Genomic DNA, 15,769 nt, shown 5'->3' on the forward strand with positions numbered 1-15,769 from the left:
CGCTTGGACTTGGTTTTCTCGCTCTTCGCCACCCGTACCCCAACCGTCGTCGATGGTCCTCACCCGCGACCAAAGCAACCATGATCGCAGGGCCGTGCCACCGGCATCGCCAAAGAATATCCGAACAAGGCAAGAAACCTTCACGTCCGATGACGACGCCGCCGCCGAGACAACGGACATAACGGTCACGAGGAAACGCGCGAGGCCGCCCCGACCTGAGTCGGAGCGGCCCCGTGACGCAAGGCTGCAGATCAGCCCTTCATGAGCTCGTGCGCGTTCTTCTCGAGGTCCTCGAGGCCACCGCACATGAAGAAGGCCTGCTCGGGGAACGAGTCGTACTCGCCCTCGCTGATCTTCTTGAAGGCCTCGATGGTCTCCTTCAGCGGAACCGTCGAGCCCGGAACGCCGGTGAACTGCTCGGCGGCGTACGTGTTCTGCGAGAGGAAGCGCTCGATGCGGCGAGCCCGCTGCACCGTGACCTTGTCCTCTTCGGAGAGCTCGTCCATGCCGAGGATGGCGATGATGTCCTGCAGGTCCTTGTACTTCTGCAGGATTCGCTGCACCTCACGGGCCACCGCGTAGTGCTCGGCGCCGACGAACTCCGGCGCCAGGATCCGCGAGCTGGAGGCCAGCGGGTCCACGGCGGGGTAGATGCCCTTGTCGGAGATCGACCGCTCGAGGTTGGTCGTCGCGTCCAGGTGGGCGAACGTGGTCGCCGGCGCCGGGTCGGTGTAGTCGTCGGCGGGCACGTAGATCGCCTGGAGCGACGTGATCGCCTTGCCCCGGACCGAGGTGATGCGCTCCTGGAGCTCGCCCATCTCGTCGGCCAGCGTGGGCTGGTAACCCACGGCGGACGGCATGCGGCCGAGCAGCGTGGACACCTCGGAACCGGCCTGGGTGAACCGGAAGATGTTGTCGATGAAGAGCAGCACCTCCTGGTTCTGGACGTCCCGGAAGTACTCCGCCATGGTCAGCGCGGTCAGGGCGACCCGCAGGCGGGTGCCCGGCGGCTCGTCCATCTGGCCGAAGACCAGCGCGGTCTTGTCGAGCACGCCGCCCTCGGCCATTTCCAGGATGAGGTCGTTGCCCTCACGGGTGCGCTCGCCGACGCCGGCGAACACCGACGTACCGCCGAAGTTGCGGGCGACACGGATGATCATCTCCTGGATGAGCACCGTCTTGCCCACGCCCGCGCCGCCGAAGAGGCCGATCTTGCCACCGCGCACGTACGGCGCGAGCAGGTCGAGCACCTTGATGCCGGTCTCCAGCATCTCGGTCTTCGGCTCGAGGTCCGCGAACGCCGGGGGCTTGCGGTGGATCGGCCAGCGCTCGGTGACCTGGATCGAGCTCGGGTCCACGTTGAGGACCTCGCCGAGGGCGTTGAACACGTGGCCCTTGGTGACGTCGCCGACGGGCACCGAGATCGGCGCGCCGGTGTCGCTCACCTCGGCGCCGCGGACCAGACCGTCGGTCGGCTGCATCGAGATGGCGCGGATCATGTTGTCGCCCAGGTGCTGGGCGACCTCGAGGGTCAGCGTCTTGGTGCCCTCGGAGAGAGTCACCTCGACGTGCAGCGCGTTGAAGATCGCGGGCATCGCGTCCCGCGGGAACTCCGCGTCGACGACCGGGCCGATGACCCGGACGACGCGGCCGACACCGGTCTCCGTCTTGGTGGGCTCAGCTACAGCAGTCATCACACATCACTTCCCGCTGCGGACAGCGCCTCGACGCCGCCGACGATTTCACTGATTTCCTGGGTGATCGCGGCCTGGCGCGCGGAGTTCATCTCCCGCGTGTACCGCTTGAGCAGGTCGTCGGCGTTGTCCGACGCGCTCTTCATCGCCCGGCGCCGCGACGCCGACTCGCTCGCCGCCGAGTCCAGCAACGCCGCGTAGATCCGCGTGTTGAGGTACTTCGGCAGCAGAGCGTTCAGCAACTCCTCGGCCTCGGGCTCGAACTCGTACGCCGGCCGCAGTCCGGGCTCCCGCTCACGGTCCTCGACCTGCATCGGCGCCAGGAAACGCGCCTCCGCCGCCTGGGTCATGAGCGACTTGAACTGCGTGCTGACGATGTGCAGCTCGTCCACACCCTGGATGCCGTCCGGGCCGTGGTTCGCGTCCGAGTCGTCCGCGCCGGCGACGAACGCCTCCAGCAGGGACTCGCCGATCCGCCGGGCGTCCTCAAAGGAGGGCCGCTCGGAGAAACCGGTCCAGCTGGTCTCGATCGGCCGGTTGCGGAACTTGTAGTACCCGACGCCCTTGCGGCCGACGATGTACAGCGCCACGTCCTTGCCGTCCGCCCGCAGCCGGGACATCAGCTGCTCGGCGGTGCGGATCGCGTTGGCGTTGTAGGCGCCGGCCAGGCCCCGGTCGCTGGTGATCAGCAGGACACCCGCACGCCGCACCCGCTCACGCGGCTGCAGCAGCGGGTTGTCCACCGACGCGTTGGAGGCCAGCGCCGTGAGGACCCGCGTGATCGCCTCCGAGTACGGCTTGGAGGCGGTGACCCGCTCCTGAGCCTTGGCGATGCGGCTGGTCGCGACCAGCTCCTGCGCCTTGGCGATCTTCTTGGTCGACCGGACGGTGCGGATGCGCCGCCGGAGGGCCTGTACCTGACCGGCCATGGCTTACTTCTCGTCCGTGGAGGACCGGACCTCGCGGGTGACGGTCTCGCGGCTCTCGCTGCCCTCGGCGAGCGGCTGAGCCGGCGCCTCGTTGGGGCCGCCGGTGGTCGCGCCCTGCTTGAACAGCGGCTTGAACTCCTGCACGGCCTTCTCGAAGACCTCGACCTGCTCGTCCTCGAGCTTGCCGTCGGCCTCGATGGCGGTGAAGGTGTCGCTGCGGTGCCGCTTGACCCAGTCCAGGAACTCGGCCTCGAAGCGGCGCACGTCGCCGACCGGGATGTCGTCGAGCTGGCCGGTGGTGCCGGCCCAGATCACGACGATCTGCTCGGCCACGGACAGCGGCGAATACTGCGGCTGCTTGAGCAGCTCGACCAGGCGGACGCCCTTCTCGAGCTGGGCCCGCGACGCCCGGTCCAGGTCGGAGGCGAAGGCCGAGAAGGCCTCCAGCTCACGGAACTGGGCCAGGTCGAGGCGCAGGCGGCCGGAGACCCGACGCATACCCCTGACCTGCGCGGAACCGCCGACCCGCGACACCGAGGTGCCGACGTTGATGGCCGGGCGCACACCCGAGGCGAACAGGTCCGACTCGAGGAAGATCTGGCCGTCGGTGATCGAGATGACGTTGGTCGGGATGTAGGCCGAGATGTCGTTGGCCTTCGTCTCGATGATCGGCAGGCCGGTCATCGAGCCGCCACCCAGCTCGTTGGAGAGCTTCGCGCAGCGCTCCAGCAGGCGGCTGTGCAAGTAGAAGACGTCACCCGGGTACGCCTCGCGGCCCGGCGGGCGGCGCAGCAGCAGCGACACCGCGCGGTAGGCCTCGGCCTGCTTGGTCAGGTCGTCGAAGACGATCAGGACGTGCTTGCCGGCGTACATCCAGTGCTGTCCGATGGACGAGCCAGTGTAGGGCGCGATGTACTTGAAGCCGGCCGGGTCGGACGCCGGCGAGGCCACGATGGTGGTGTATTCCAGCGCGCCCTGCGCCTCCAGCGTCCCGCGGATGCTGGCGATGGTGGACGCCTTCTGGCCGATGGCGACGTAGATGCAGCGAACCTGCTTCTCCGGGTCGCCCGACTCCCAGTTGGCGCGCTGGTTGATGATCGTGTCGAGCGCGACCGTGGTCTTACCGGTCTTGCGGTCGCCGATGATCAGCTGGCGCTGGCCGCGGCCGATCGGCGTCATGGCGTCGATCGCCTTGATGCCGGTCTGCAGCGGCTGCTTCACGGGCTGGCGCGCCATGACGTTCGGCGCCTGCAGCTCCAGCTCGCGGAAGCCCTCGTTGGGAATCTCGCCGCGGTCGTCGATCGGGTTGCCCAGGGCGTCGACCACGCGGCCGAGGTAGGCGTCGCCGACCGGGACCGAGAGGACGCGGCCGGTCCGCTTGACCTGCTGGCCCTCCGCGATGCCGGCGAAGTCACCCAGGACCACGGCGCCGATCTCGCGGACGTCGAGGTTCAGGGCGACACCGAGGGTGCCGTCCTCGAACTCGAGCAGTTCGTTCGCCATCGTCGAGGGCAGACCCTCGACGTGCGCGATACCGTCGCCCGCATCGGAGACGATGCCGACCTCCTCACGGGAGACCTCGGGCGTGTAGGACGAGACGTAGCGCTCTAGCGCCCCCCGGATCTCGTCCGAGGAGATGGTCAGCTCGGCCATCCTCTGCCTTCTCTAGTCGGCTCGGGGCGTCGCCGCCGCCGAGGGCGTGCTCGGGACGTCGCCGCCACCGAGGGGAAGAAACTATTTAGCGAACGCCTGCCGGGCTTCGTTGAGTCGCCGCAGGATCGTGCCGTCGTAGAGGTCAGAGCCGACACGGACGCTGATGCCGCCGATGATGCTCGGATCCACATCGACCTTCAGCGAGACCTGCCGACCGTAGATGTCGGACAACTTCGCGGCGAGCCGCTGCTCCTCGGCGTCGTCGAGCACCTTCGCAGCCGTGACATACGCGACCTGGCGGTCACGCTTGGCAGCGGTCAGCTCGACGAGCTTGCTGAGCGACGTCTCGAAGCTCCGGCCGCCGAGTCCTTCCAGCGCGACCCGCACGAGCTGGAGCGTCCCCGTCTGGGCCTTGCCCGTCAGCAGGTCCTCGACAAGCTTAGCCCGCCGATCTACCGGCGCAGTCGGGTCACTGAGAGTGACCGCAAGCTGCGGGCTACCGGAGACGACCTGCCCGAAGCGGAACAGCTCGTCCTCGACATCGGCCAGCCGGCCGGCCTTTTCGGCCGCCGCCAGCGCGGTGTCGACCCCGAGCCGCTCCGTGGCGTCGAGCAGTTCGTGCGGCGCCGACCAGCGGCCGGACGCCAGCACTGCAAGCGCGTCCACGGCAGTCGCACCGAGCTTGCCGGTGAGCAGGGAGCGCAGCAGCTCCCCCCGCTCGGCACCGGAACGCGACGGGTCGGTCAGCGCGCGCCGCAGCCGCGGCTCACCACGCAGCAGCCGCGCCGCCGACAGGATCTCGTCGGCGGTCGTGGCGAGCTGTGCGGCGGTGTCCGTCTGCGTTCCCGCGGTCAACTTCTCCGCGGCGGCGGCGTACGACTCCCGGTTGACGGTCGCCATCAGCGCCCGCCCGTACCGGCGCCGAGCTCGGTGATGAACCGGTCGACGGTGCCGCGGGTGCGCGCCTCGTCGGCGAGGGACTCACCGACGATCTTGCTGGCCAGGTCCACCGCGAGCGTGCCGACCTCGGCACGCAGGTCGCGCACGATGCTCTCGCGCTGGGCGGCGAGCTGCTCGCGACCGGCCGCGATGATGCGGTCGGACTCCTCCCGGGCCTTGCCGAGAACGTCCTGACGGATGCCCTCCGCGTCGGCACGGGCCTCGTCGCGGATCCGCGCGGCCTCGGTACGAGCCTCGGCGAGCTGTGCCTTGTACTGCTCGAGCAGCCCGCTCGCCTCGGCCTGAGCGGCCTCGGCGCGCTTGATGCCGCCCTCGATCGCGTCGACCCGCGCCTGGAACATCTTCTCCATCTGCGGGAAGACGAACTTCATCAGCACGAAGCAGAGCAGCCCGAACGCGACGAGCCCGAGAACGATCTCCTGCCACACAGGAAGCAGCGGGTTAATCTCGTGTTCCCCGCCTTCAGCGGCCAAGATAGTGGTGATCATGACACCTCCCAACGAGGCCGAAAATTACTTGATCGGGCCCATCCAGATGAAGCCGAAGGCGATGCCGAACAGCGCGAGCGCCTCGATGACGGCGAAGCCGATCCAGACGTACGGCAGGGTCAGTCGCGACGACTCGGGCTGACGGGCCGTCGACTGGATGTAGGCCGAGAAGACCAGGCCCACGCCGATGCCGGGGCCGATGGCGGCGAGGCCGTAGCCGATGGCGGCGGTGCTGCCCTCAACGGCGGCAAGAATGTCAACACCCATTACAGATTCCTCCTGGTATCTCGCGTGGCGTTCACGCGGGACGACAAACGGTGTGGAACTCCGAAAGCTTTCAGTGCGAGTCGGCGAGCGCACCCTGCACGTAGCTCGCGGTCAGCACGGTGAAGACGTAGGCCTGGAGGCAGATGACCAGGAACTCCAGGAACGTCAGCCCGATGGTGAGCAGCCAGGAGAGCACCGAGACCGGGGCCAGCCAGGCGTTGGCATTGATCATGGCGAAACCGCCGAGCGTGAACACCAGCAGCAGCATGTGCCCGGCGAACATGTTGGCGAAGAGTCGCACCGAGAGCGAGAACGGCCGAATGAGGAACGTCGACGCGAACTCGATCGGCACCAGCAGGGGCAGGATGTACCACGGAGCCGGCGGAACCATCGCCGTCTTCAGGTATTTGCCGAGCCCATGCTTGCGAATGCCGACGTAGTTGAATAGCAGGTAGCTGATCACGGCCAGCACGACCGGAAACGCAAAGTGCGAATTCGGCGACATCTGGAAGAACGGCAGAATCGCGAACAGATTCATCATGAAGATGAAGCAGAAGAGCGACGTCAGGTAGGACGCGAAGCGCACCCCGTCCGGGCCGATCATTTCCTTGGCGATCGCGTTGCGTCCGAAGCCGTAGATCGACTCGGCGATCCACTGCCGCTTGGTGGGCACCATCTTGGGGTTCCGGTACGTGACCAGGAAGAAGATGATGACCGCCGCCGTGGCGATCCAGAGCATCAGGGTGATCTTCGTAAACCAGGGGTTGTCAGTGCCCCCGGCGAAGCTCGGCGGGAAGAAGTCCTGAATGCTCGGTGGAAACTCCGCGGCGAGGATCGTCGACTGCTCGGTCACCTTTGCCCTTCCATGTCGCGTCAGGCGCCGAGACGGCGCACGATGAGGTAGACCCCGCCCGCGGCACCGAGCACCACGCCGACGCCCGTCGCGATGCCCCCAGTGCCGAGCCACCGGTCGACCAGCCAGCCGACCAGGCCCCAGACCAAGATGCCCGCGATGAGGTAGGACAGCGCCGTCATACCCGAGCCCGAATTGGGTGGGGATGGGCTGTCGTCGCCGTGGGGCTTGCCTGGGGGTTCTTGACCGGTCATGACGGCCCGAACGATATCAGTCGGCGAAACGCGGCGAGGCGAGACCCCCCGCACAACCGCAGTTGTCCAGGCGTCAGGGGTCTCGCAGCTAGCCATGCACGGTACTCCCCCTTCGCGAGAACCGGACACCTTTGCCGCGTTCCCGTCACCGATTCGTGGATCAAAACCCACGAAAGGCGCGATGACGTGGCACAACGCCGGTGCGATAGATCACCGGCGTTTGCTGAGCCGGGCCACCCACCAGACCTGCGCGGCTGTCCACCCCATGACCCCGGCGACGACGCCCCAGCCGAGCGCGCTGCGCCCCCGCCACTCCGAGGAGATCACAAATGCCAGGATTACGCCGAGCAACGAGTACTTCACCACGTATGTGGTGATACCGAGCGGCATCAGCAGTGCCGGGCGAACGGTGTCGGCCCAGGCCAGCACGAGCGTCGACATTGTGTAACTGACGGTCACGATCGCGACGCCGGCCGTCGCGCCGACCGCCGCCGGCACGCCGGAGGTGAGGAATCCCACCGAGGCCGCGCACATCATCAGCGCGAAGGAGAACGCCGTCAGCAGGGGCAGGTGCTCCACCCGCCACCGTGGATCGGCGGGCAGCGGCGGCAGGTCCGGCAGCGGCCCCAGGTTCTCTTCTTCCTCTTCGGGCACATAGTCGTCCCACTCGGACCGTTGCTCCGGCACGACGTCCTCACGCTGCGACTTCTTCATGCGGGCACACCTTCCCCCGCGTACGCCGGGAAGCGCCGGACAAGCGCACTCACCTCGTCCGCGGAGTCGCGCAGCGTGCCCGCCCCGCTGGCCGTCGCCGGATCGGCGCGCACGGCGGCGGCGATCAGCCCGGCGATCTGCCGCATCTCCCCCTCGCGCATGCCCTGCGTGGTGACGCAGGGCGTGCCGACCCGGATGCCGGAAGCGGTCATCGGCTTCTCCGGGTCGAACGGGATCGCGTTCTTGTTGAGCGTGATCCGCGCCCGGTCGCACCGCTCCTCGGCGTCGCGCCCGCTCACCCCGAGGTCGCGCAGGTCGACCAGGGCAAGGTGGGTGTCGGTGCCGCCGGAGACGGGACGCATGCCCTCGGCGGCCAGCCCGGAGGCCAGCGCCTGGCTGTTGCGGACCACCTGCTGGGCGTACCCCTGGAAGTCGGGCAGCGAGGCCTCCCGCAGCGCGACCGCTTTCGCGGCGACGGCGTGCATCAGCGGCCCGCCCTGAGTGAAGGGGAAGACGGCCTTGTCGATGCGCGCGGCGAGACTCTCACGGCAGAGAATCATGCCGCCTCGGGGACCGCGGAGCACCTTGTGGGTGGTGCAGGACACCACGTCGGCATACGGTACGGGCGAGGGCACCGCCCGCCCCGCGACCAGCCCGATGAAGTGCGCCGCGTCGACCATGAGGTAGGCGCCCACCTCGTCGGCGATGTCCCGGAACGCCTTGAAGTCGATGAGCCTCGGGTACGCCGTGGCGCCGCAGACGATCAGTTTGGGACGGTGCGCCAGGGCGAGGTCGCGCACCTCGTCGTAGTCGATCAGCTCGGTGTCGCGGCGTACCCGGTAGCCGATGGGGTGGAACCACTTCCCGCTGAAGTTGACCTTGCTGCCGTGGGTGAGGTGGCCGCCGTGCGGCAGGTCCATGGCCAGCACCGGGTCGCCGGGCTGCACGAGGGCGGCGAACGCGGCCATGTTCGCCGAGCTCCCTGAGTGCGGCTGGACGTTGGCGTGCTCCGCGCCGAAGAGGTCCGTGGCGCGCCGGACGGCCAACTCCTCGGCACGGTCGACCTCGGCACAACCCCCGTAGTAACGCTTTCCCGCGTAGCCCTCGGCGTATTTGTTCGTCAGCGTCGAGCCCAGCGCCGCGAGGACGGCTGGGGACGTGAAGTTCTCGCTGGCGATGAGCTGGAGGCCGCCACGCTGGCGCTCGAGCTCACCCAAGATCACCTCGGCGATCTCAGGGTCCTCGCGCCGCAGCGCGGAGAAGTCCGGACCCCAGAACGTGTCCATGGCGCGCTCCTCACGTCGGCCTCATCGCCGGAATACGAGCATATGGCTTATCCACCCCCACCTGGGGCACTGTGTGGGTTATGCGCTGTCTGGTCACCGGGGCCACCGGCTATATCGGCGGCCGGCTGGCACCCCGGCTCCTGGACGCGGGGCACGAGGTCCGCGCGCTGTCGCGCAGCGCCGGCCGGCTGCGGGACGTGCCCTGGACGCCCCGCGCCGAGATCGTCGAGGGCGATCTGTCTGATTCGGCGTCCCTGGGCCCCGCGCTCGAGGGCGTCGACGTCGCCTACTTCCTCGTCCACTCGCTCGGTCAACGCGACTTCGAGCGCCGGGACCGGGAGGCGGCCCACAACTTCGCCCGGGTTGCCGCCGAGCAGGGCGTCGGCCGGATCGTCTACCTGGGCGGTCCGGAGCCGCCGGCGGACGAGAAGCCGTCGGCGCACCTGCGCTCGCGGGCCGAGGTCGCGCGGATCCTGCTCGACAGCGGCGTGCCGACCGCCGTGCTGCGCGCGCCGGTGATCATCGGTTCCGGCTCGGCGTCGTTCGAGATGCTGCGCTATCTGACCGAGCGACTGCCGATCATGGTGACGCCGCGCTGGGTGCGCAACCGCATCCAACCGATCGCCGTCCGCGACATGTTGCGGTGTCTGATCGCGGCCGCGGACCTGCCGGCCGACGTCAACCGCGGCTTCGATCTGGGCGGCCCCGACGTGCTCACGTACGCCGAGATGATGCAACGTTACGCCCGTGTGGCAGGCCTGCGCCGCCGGATCATCGTGCCGCTGCGGCCACTGAGCCCCTGGCTTTCCTCGCACTGGGTCGGCGCGGTCACCCCGGTCCCGAACACGATCGCCCGGCCGCTGGTCGGCAGCCTGATCCACGAGGCCGTCGCGCACGAGAACGATTTCGCGGAGCTCGTCCCGGGAGAGTCCCTCGGCTCCTTCCTCGGCTTCGACCAGGCAGTCCGCCTGGCCCTCGGAAAAATTCGTGACGCCGAGGTCGAGACCCGATGGTCCACCGCGTCCGGCGGGGACGCGGCCGCCGAACCGCTGCCGAGCGACCCGACGTGGTCGGGCGGCACCATCTACACGGACGTGCGCTGCCGCGAGGTCGGCGCGCCCGTGGACGCCCTGTGGCGGATCATCGAGGGCGTCGGCGGCGAGAACGGCTGGTATTCCTTCCCCCTCGCCTGGTCGGTACGCGGCTGGCTGGACCGGCTGGTCGGCGGCGTGGGCCTGCGCCGCGGCCGCCGGGACCGGCACCGCCTCTATGTGGGCGAGGCGCTGGACTGGTGGCGCGTCGAGGAGATCCGGCCCGGTGAACTGCTGCGGCTCCGCGCCGAGATGAGAGTTCCCGGCCGGGCCTGGCTCGAGATGTCCGCGTCCCCGTGCCCGGGCGGCACGAGCGTCTACCGGCAACGGGCACTGTTCGTGCCGCGAGGGCTGGCCGGGCACGCGTACTGGGCCAGCGTCCTGCCCTTCCACGGCGTCATCTTCAGCGGCATGGCCCGCAACATCGCCCGGAACGCCGAGCAGATTTAGGGAGCGTTTCTCGCATCGTGGTTTGATCCCGAGCAGGATGCAGCCGGGTACGTGCGGCTCAACTATAAAGAGATATTTGTTCGTGCGTACGGCTAGGTCGCATCATTGCTGCGAGCCAGTTGATGCAACGATCGGCGACGTTGCGGCGCCGCCGCGCTGCAGGGCCCGGTCTAATATTTCGGCCGCGTCAGGCGCTCACGAGGCCCGCGAATACCACGGTGCGCGAATGCCGATCCGGGTGTTCTGGCGACCCGTTCGCGGGCACTGGCGGCCGCTCGTCCAACGCACCATCAGCACGGCCGAACTCGCCTATCAAGGCTGCCACGGACCTTGCCGCACCCGGCTGATAAACCTAGGCCCGCATCACCCTTAGCCGCTGGACCATCGAGGAATGCTTAGCAAGCCAAGAAGACCGCCGTCCTCGGCGAATACCAGGTCCGTGGCTGGCGAAAGCCCGGTACGCGCACATCACCTTGTCGATGGCCGCACACGCCCGGCTCGCCGTCGCAATCTCTTACCGCAAAAAGGGAAGCAGCTCCGGCGAGCACATGATGATCGACTTTACCGTACCCGAGATCAGACGGCTGTTCACCGCACCGGCCGTTCGCTTCCAATGCAAACATTACGTCTGGCGGTGTTTTCGATGGCCTGCGCCAGCCACTACCGTCAGCGCGGCTACGCACTCTGCTGGATTCCATTGGGACTAAGCACCGAGCTCGCCCTTAACCGCGAGCCTCCGCGGCACTCGGGCGAGCAGGAGCGGGGGACAGGGCGATGAGCCCTGCCCCCCGAATTGCAGGCCACCGCATGCACTTCGACTCCATTGCCTCACTCGTCAGAATGCGTCTTCGAGGATTCAACGAGCGCGGACGGGGAGACTAAGCGACAAGAATCGCCCCTTACAATCAGAGGTCCGTGCACTCGAAAGCGTCGCGAATGTTCCCCGTTGACGCAAACGTCGTGATCTTGACAGTCCCGAGCGACGATACCCAATAGCACGCGGAGTCCTGCTGGTAACGAAGATCAAGCTTTGCACCCAGACCCCGCGAGCAGTTGTTTTTGACCGTAACCAGTCTCGAAGAGCCTTGGTTGACCTTGCTGGCAATGGAAAGGCATCCACGCGCGAATGCCGGCTCTGCAGCAACCCCCACAACCGCCATCGAGGCGAATAGCGTCGTCCCCGCAACGAACGATACGCGGGCACGCTTCATCGAAATCGCCATGAATCTCTCCCCATGATTAGACGCTGTGCTTAACTTCTAGGATCAGAATCCTTAGTAGAACCGGCAAAGGCAAATCTACCGATCCAACTGTCTTGCACGCAACCCCAAACTACTCTCGGTCATCCCCTGATGCGATCAGCCAGATAGTGCGCCTGTTCGCCTGGCGCCGATGTGGGATGTCTCACACACAAACGTTACGGCCTGTAGTCTCATTGGCACTTGTAGATGCTAATTCGCTATGCGAAAACGAAGTACACCGAACCGACGACATCAGGTTACGGCGTGCACAGTCGAGGTCGGCACGCCCACAGGCCGCCGATCGGTACCGCCTCAAGGCGTTGCTTGCACCGCAGATATTCGAGCTTGCGGACGAGTATTTGCGAAAGGCGGGCCGGCAGTGACGGCCGCGACAACCGCCGCCTATACCATCAGCGCCGAGTTCAACGTCGCGCTCGGCCAGCGTTGCGGGGTGTACGCCAGGACATCGGATCGCGTACCCAGCCCGGGCGACCGGCGACCCCATCGAGAAGCACACGCGCCTGACACAGACGTGCGCGTGAGTTCAAAGCGGTATTGCGGTAAGCAAAAACGCATCCTGGTTGTGGAACGGTTCTCGGTCAGCTCCGCTTCACAACCCGGGGCACTCACACGTCTACAGCTCAGAGCGAGTCATCGCGCAACCCTGGCCATCACAACTATGCCGCCGCGCGCATGAGTCGGTCGCGGACCGCGAGCCATTCCTCGGTCGGCGGAGGCGTCCGCACGAGGATCGTCGTGACGCCGGCGTCGTCGAGGCGGTGCAGGGCCGCGTAGAGGTCGGCGGCGTACTCCCGGGGATCGGCGCTGAGCACCTCCGCGCCTGGCACGTCCGCGGTCTCGTACGTCAGCACGCCCACCGAGGCGTCGAGGTCGGCCGGGTTCACCACGTCGGTCAGCACCACCTTGGCGCGTGGGGCGTAGTGGCGCCTGCTCATGCCCGGCGAGGGGCGGGCCGAGCCGTCGAGCACCTCGTCGGGCAGGGCGAGCGTTCCGGTCACTTCACGGATCTCGCGCAGTCCCAGCGCGCCGGGCCGCAGCAGTCGCGGCACCTCGCCGGTCACGTCGAGCACTGTCGACTCGATGCCCCAGGATGCCGGGCCGCCGTCCAGCACCATCGGTACGTCCGGCAGGCTGCGCAGCACGTGCTCGGCCGTCGTCGGGGAGATGCTCTCCGAGCGGTTGGCGCTCGGCGCGGCGAGCGGCAGATCCGTGGCCTCCAGCAGCCGCAGGGCGACCTCGTGCGCGGGCACCCGGATGGCGATCGTGCCCGTGTCGGCGCCGATCTGGGTGAGATGCGGGGCCCGGCGCACGACCAGGGTCAGCGGCCCCGGCCAGAACGCCGCGGCGAGCTCGTCGGCCACCGCCGGCCAGCGGGCGGCCAGGGCGCGGGCCGCCGCCACGTGTGCCACGTGCACGATCAGCGGGTTCCACGAGGGGCGGTTCTTGAGCCGGTAGATCTCGGCGACCGCCTCGGCGGAGAAGGCGTCGGCGCCCAGCCCGTAGACGGTCTCGGTGGGAAAGGCGACGACCGACCCGGCGCGCAGCAACTCGGCCGCGCGGCGGATCCCGGCGGCATCCGCGGCAACGATCACGCCGGCCTCGGCGCTCCGGGTAGGAGGGCGTCGACCAGGGCGTACAGCGACTCGTCGATGGTCTCGGCGATGCGCTGGAAGGTCTGGTCGCCGCGGCCCCACGGGTCGTCGAGGTCGTCGCCGGGCAGCGGCTCCTCGTGCGCGCGACGCCGGTCGGCGGCCGCGACGAGGGCGGTGGCCCGGGCGGTGAACGTCCGCGGATCGGTGCCGGCCGGGGGCAGTTCCGCGAGGTCCAGCTCGCGCAGCAGCCGGGCGAACTGCCCGAGGACGAACGTACGGCACGCGACGCCGGGCGCGAGTGAGACCACGTAGTCGCTCTGCTCGGCGGTGGCGGTGAGGACCAGGCCGGCCTCCGCCAGGTGCTCGCCGGTCAGCTTGCGCGCCGTGAAGCCCGCCACGACGCCGCCGCGGAGCGCGATCTGGCGGGACGCGGGCGGATTCATCTCCTCGCCCTCGTGCCAACCGCCCGTTCCGGCGCTCACGCTGCGCAGCAGCTCGCCCGGATCCGCGCCGGGGTCGAGGTTGGCCAGCCGCCGGCCCACCACCAGCCGAAGCAGATGCTCGGCCATCGGGGAACGGCAGATGTTGCCGAGGCACACGTGCAGGACGGTGAACGGCGGCATGGTCAGGAGCCCGCGGGCAGGATGTCCGGCACCACGTCGCGCAGCTTCTCCCAGGACACCGCGCCGTCGCGCAGCACCCGTGGCACGTCGCCGGTGACGTCGACGATCGTGCTCGGCGCCGGGTCGTGCGCCACGCCGGCCTCGAGGTAGACGCGGACCGCGTACTCGAGCTGGTCGCGGGCGTCCTCGGCGGTGAGCGGCGCGGCCTGACCGGCCCGGTTGGCGGTGGTGACGGCCATCGGGCCGACCTCGCGCAGCACCTCCAGCGCCACGGGATGCAGCGGCATGCGCACGGCCACCCGGCCGCCGGTCTCCCCGAGATCCCACTGCAGGCTCGGCGAGTGCTCCACCAGGATCGTCAGGGCGCCGGGCCAGAACGCGTCGGCCAGCTCGCGGGCCGCCTTCGGCAGCGAGTAGACCAGGCCGTCCAAGGTGTGCCGGGAGCCGACCAGCACCGGCGGGGGCACCCGGCGGTCGACGCCGCGGGCGTTCTGCAGCGCGGTCACCGCGTGCGCGGTGAAGGCGTCCGCGCCGACGCCGTAGACCGTGTCGGTCGGCATGACGGCCAGCTCGCCGCTCTTGATCGCCTCCACGGCGGCGGCGATGCCGCGATCACGCTCGGCCACGGCACGGCAGTCGTAGAGCATCACGAGGTGCAGTCTGCCATGGCGCCCGCCACGCCCGTCATACCCGCCGGGCGGTCGCGAAGCGTGGCCGGCACGCGAGGTCCGGGTGGCCCGTGGCTTCGGTGAACCGGCCGTCCGCGCCGAGCAGTGCCGGCACCGCCTCGGCGTGCACGTCGTCGTGCTCGATTCCGACCACCCCGCCGGGCCGCAACAGGGCCGCGGCGAGGGCGATCACCGGCCGGATCACGCTCAGGCCGTCCGCGCCGCCGAAGACCGCCTCGGCCGGGTCGTGCTCCGCGACCTCCGGGGGAACGGCGGTGCCCTCCGGCACGTACGGCGGGTTGCACAGCACCACGTCCACCTGCCCGTACAGCTCCGACAACAGACCCGGCGCCGTCACATCGGCCTCGATTACCCGTACCGTCGGAAAAGCCGCCGCGTTGCGACGCAGAAAGACCAACGCCGCCGGCGAGCGTTCGACGGCCACGACCCGGGCCGCACCGGATTCGTCCGCGACGGAGAGCGCGACGGCGCCGCTGCCGCTGCATAGGTCGACCACGGTGGCGCCCGGCGCGGTGTGCTCGATCCCCCACCCGGCCAGCAGTTCCGTCTCCGGGCGCGGCACGAAGACACCGTCGCCGACGGCCAGTTCGAGATGCCGGAAGGCGGCCGTGCCGAGCAGGTGCTGCAGGGGAATCCGCCGGGCCCGCCGGGCCACCAGATCCTCGAACCGGCTCAGCTCGTCACCGCGGATGGTGTCCACGAGCAACAGTCGACCGCGGCCGATGTCCAGCACGTGCGCGGCGAGCAGTTCCGCATCGACGCGCGGTGATTCCACCCCGGCCTCGGCGAGCTGGGCCGCCGCCCGGGCCAGGGCGGGTGCCAACCTCGTCCGGTCCGTGCCTCTCCAGGGGTGTTCATGCGCGACTGTCACGGCATAATCATGAGACGTCGTTTCGCGACGGTGGCCGGCCGGGTCATCCATCGATGAACGACGTCGGCAGGAGAGCTGAATGCCCGTGGCGGC

The 15,769-nt window shown here is 68.8% G+C and carries 15 protein-coding genes; 1 reads left to right on the forward strand and 14 read right to left on the reverse strand.

Features of this window, described 5'->3' with window-relative positions:
* Nucleotides 1-251: 251 nt before the first annotated feature.
* The 10 genes from atpD to glyA all read right to left on the reverse strand — a co-directional run bounded on the left by atpD (nt 252) and on the right by glyA (nt 9,098).
* Entirely contained in the window at nt 252-1,697 is a 1,446-nt protein-coding gene (atpD, locus tag AB0M36_RS08605; RefSeq protein ID WP_364154449.1) for a F0F1 ATP synthase subunit beta, read from the reverse strand.
* Complete coding sequence (locus tag AB0M36_RS08610; protein WP_364154452.1) at nt 1,694-2,623, reverse strand: F0F1 ATP synthase subunit gamma; 930 nt, start codon at nt 2,621-2,623, stop codon at nt 1,694-1,696. The genes atpD and AB0M36_RS08610 overlap by 4 nt, the downstream gene beginning before the upstream one ends.
* A gap of 3 nt (nt 2,624-2,626) precedes the next feature.
* Complete coding sequence (atpA, locus tag AB0M36_RS08615) at nt 2,627-4,276, reverse strand: F0F1 ATP synthase subunit alpha (RefSeq protein WP_364154455.1); 1,650 nt, start codon at nt 4,274-4,276, stop codon at nt 2,627-2,629.
* Nucleotides 4,277-4,357: 81 nt separating this feature from the next.
* Nucleotides 4,358-5,179: a F0F1 ATP synthase subunit delta gene (locus tag AB0M36_RS08620; protein ID WP_364155388.1), complete on the reverse strand. Its 822-nt coding sequence runs from the start codon at nt 5,177-5,179 to the stop codon at nt 4,358-4,360.
* The gene (locus AB0M36_RS08625) at nt 5,176-5,724 is read right to left on the reverse strand and encodes a F0F1 ATP synthase subunit B (protein WP_364154458.1); all 549 of its coding nucleotides are present in this window, start codon (nt 5,722-5,724) and stop codon (nt 5,176-5,178) included. The genes AB0M36_RS08620 and AB0M36_RS08625 overlap by 4 nt, the downstream gene beginning before the upstream one ends.
* Nucleotides 5,725-5,748: 24 nt before the next feature.
* A complete protein-coding gene (locus AB0M36_RS08630; protein WP_364154460.1) occupies nt 5,749-5,991 on the reverse strand; it encodes an ATP synthase F0 subunit C in 243 nt (80 codons plus the stop codon).
* A 70-nt stretch (nt 5,992-6,061) separates the two neighbouring features.
* On the reverse strand, nt 6,062-6,844 hold the full coding sequence (gene atpB, locus AB0M36_RS08635; RefSeq protein ID WP_364154463.1) for a F0F1 ATP synthase subunit A: 783 nt from the start codon (nt 6,842-6,844) through the stop codon (nt 6,062-6,064).
* A gap of 20 nt (nt 6,845-6,864) precedes the next feature.
* A complete protein-coding gene (locus AB0M36_RS08640) occupies nt 6,865-7,098 on the reverse strand; it encodes an AtpZ/AtpI family protein (RefSeq protein WP_364154466.1) in 234 nt (77 codons plus the stop codon).
* A 210-nt stretch (nt 7,099-7,308) separates the two neighbouring features.
* Nucleotides 7,309-7,812, reverse strand: a complete 504-nt coding sequence (locus tag AB0M36_RS08645; RefSeq protein ID WP_364154469.1) for a hypothetical protein — start codon at nt 7,810-7,812, stop codon at nt 7,309-7,311.
* A complete protein-coding gene (glyA, locus tag AB0M36_RS08650) occupies nt 7,809-9,098 on the reverse strand; it encodes a serine hydroxymethyltransferase (RefSeq protein ID WP_364154472.1) in 1,290 nt (429 codons plus the stop codon). The genes AB0M36_RS08645 and glyA overlap by 4 nt, the downstream gene beginning before the upstream one ends.
* Nucleotides 9,099-9,178: 80 nt before the next feature.
* On the opposite strand from glyA, the gene AB0M36_RS08655 reads away from it, so the two are divergent.
* A complete protein-coding gene (locus AB0M36_RS08655; protein WP_364154474.1) occupies nt 9,179-10,639 on the forward strand; it encodes an SDR family oxidoreductase in 1,461 nt (486 codons plus the stop codon).
* A gap of 1,918 nt (nt 10,640-12,557) precedes the next feature.
* Here the strand turns inward: AB0M36_RS08655 and AB0M36_RS08660 are convergent.
* The 4 genes from AB0M36_RS08660 to prmC are packed head-to-tail and all read right to left on the reverse strand — an operon-like array spanning nt 12,558 to nt 15,676.
* Entirely contained in the window at nt 12,558-13,493 is a 936-nt protein-coding gene (locus tag AB0M36_RS08660) for an L-threonylcarbamoyladenylate synthase (RefSeq protein WP_364154476.1), read from the reverse strand.
* Entirely contained in the window at nt 13,490-14,116 is a 627-nt protein-coding gene (locus tag AB0M36_RS08665; RefSeq protein WP_364154478.1) for a phosphotyrosine protein phosphatase, read from the reverse strand. Before AB0M36_RS08665 ends, AB0M36_RS08660 begins: the two co-directional genes overlap by 4 nt.
* A 2-nt stretch (nt 14,117-14,118) precedes the next feature.
* On the reverse strand, nt 14,119-14,763 hold the full coding sequence (locus AB0M36_RS08670) for an L-threonylcarbamoyladenylate synthase (RefSeq protein ID WP_364155390.1): 645 nt from the start codon (nt 14,761-14,763) through the stop codon (nt 14,119-14,121).
* Nucleotides 14,764-14,800: 37 nt separating this feature from the next.
* Nucleotides 14,801-15,676: a peptide chain release factor N(5)-glutamine methyltransferase gene (prmC, locus tag AB0M36_RS08675; protein ID WP_364154481.1), complete on the reverse strand. Its 876-nt coding sequence runs from the start codon at nt 15,674-15,676 to the stop codon at nt 14,801-14,803.
* Between the last annotated feature and the right edge of the window lie 93 nt (nt 15,677-15,769).

Source organism: Actinoplanes sp. NPDC051346 (assembly GCF_040682215.1).
Taxonomy (GTDB): Bacteria; Actinomycetota; Actinomycetes; order Mycobacteriales; family Micromonosporaceae; genus Actinoplanes.

Bases quoted from the DNA above. Each gene is read 5' to 3' on its own strand.
- AB0M36_RS08610 (WP_364154452.1), bottom strand. From the start codon at position 2,623: ATGGCCGGTCAGGTACAGGCCCTCCGGCGGCGCATCCGCACCGTCCGG.
- atpA (WP_364154455.1), bottom strand. From the start codon at position 4,276: ATGGCCGAGCTGACCATCTCCTCGGACGAGATCCGGGGGGCGCTAGAG.
- AB0M36_RS08625 (WP_364154458.1), bottom strand. From the start codon at position 5,724: ATGATCACCACTATCTTGGCCGCTGAAGGCGGGGAACACGAGATTAAC.
- AB0M36_RS08630 (WP_364154460.1), bottom strand. From the start codon at position 5,991: ATGGGTGTTGACATTCTTGCCGCCGTTGAGGGCAGCACCGCCGCCATC.
- AB0M36_RS08640 (WP_364154466.1), bottom strand. From the start codon at position 7,098: ATGACCGGTCAAGAACCCCCAGGCAAGCCCCACGGCGACGACAGCCCA.
- AB0M36_RS08645 (WP_364154469.1), bottom strand. From the start codon at position 7,812: ATGAAGAAGTCGCAGCGTGAGGACGTCGTGCCGGAGCAACGGTCCGAG.
- glyA (WP_364154472.1), bottom strand. From the start codon at position 9,098: ATGGACACGTTCTGGGGTCCGGACTTCTCCGCGCTGCGGCGCGAGGAC.
- AB0M36_RS08655 (WP_364154474.1), top strand. From the start codon at position 9,179: ATGCGCTGTCTGGTCACCGGGGCCACCGGCTATATCGGCGGCCGGCTG.
- AB0M36_RS08665 (WP_364154478.1), bottom strand. From the start codon at position 14,116: ATGCCGCCGTTCACCGTCCTGCACGTGTGCCTCGGCAACATCTGCCGT.
- AB0M36_RS08670 (WP_364155390.1), bottom strand. From the start codon at position 14,763: ATGCTCTACGACTGCCGTGCCGTGGCCGAGCGTGATCGCGGCATCGCC.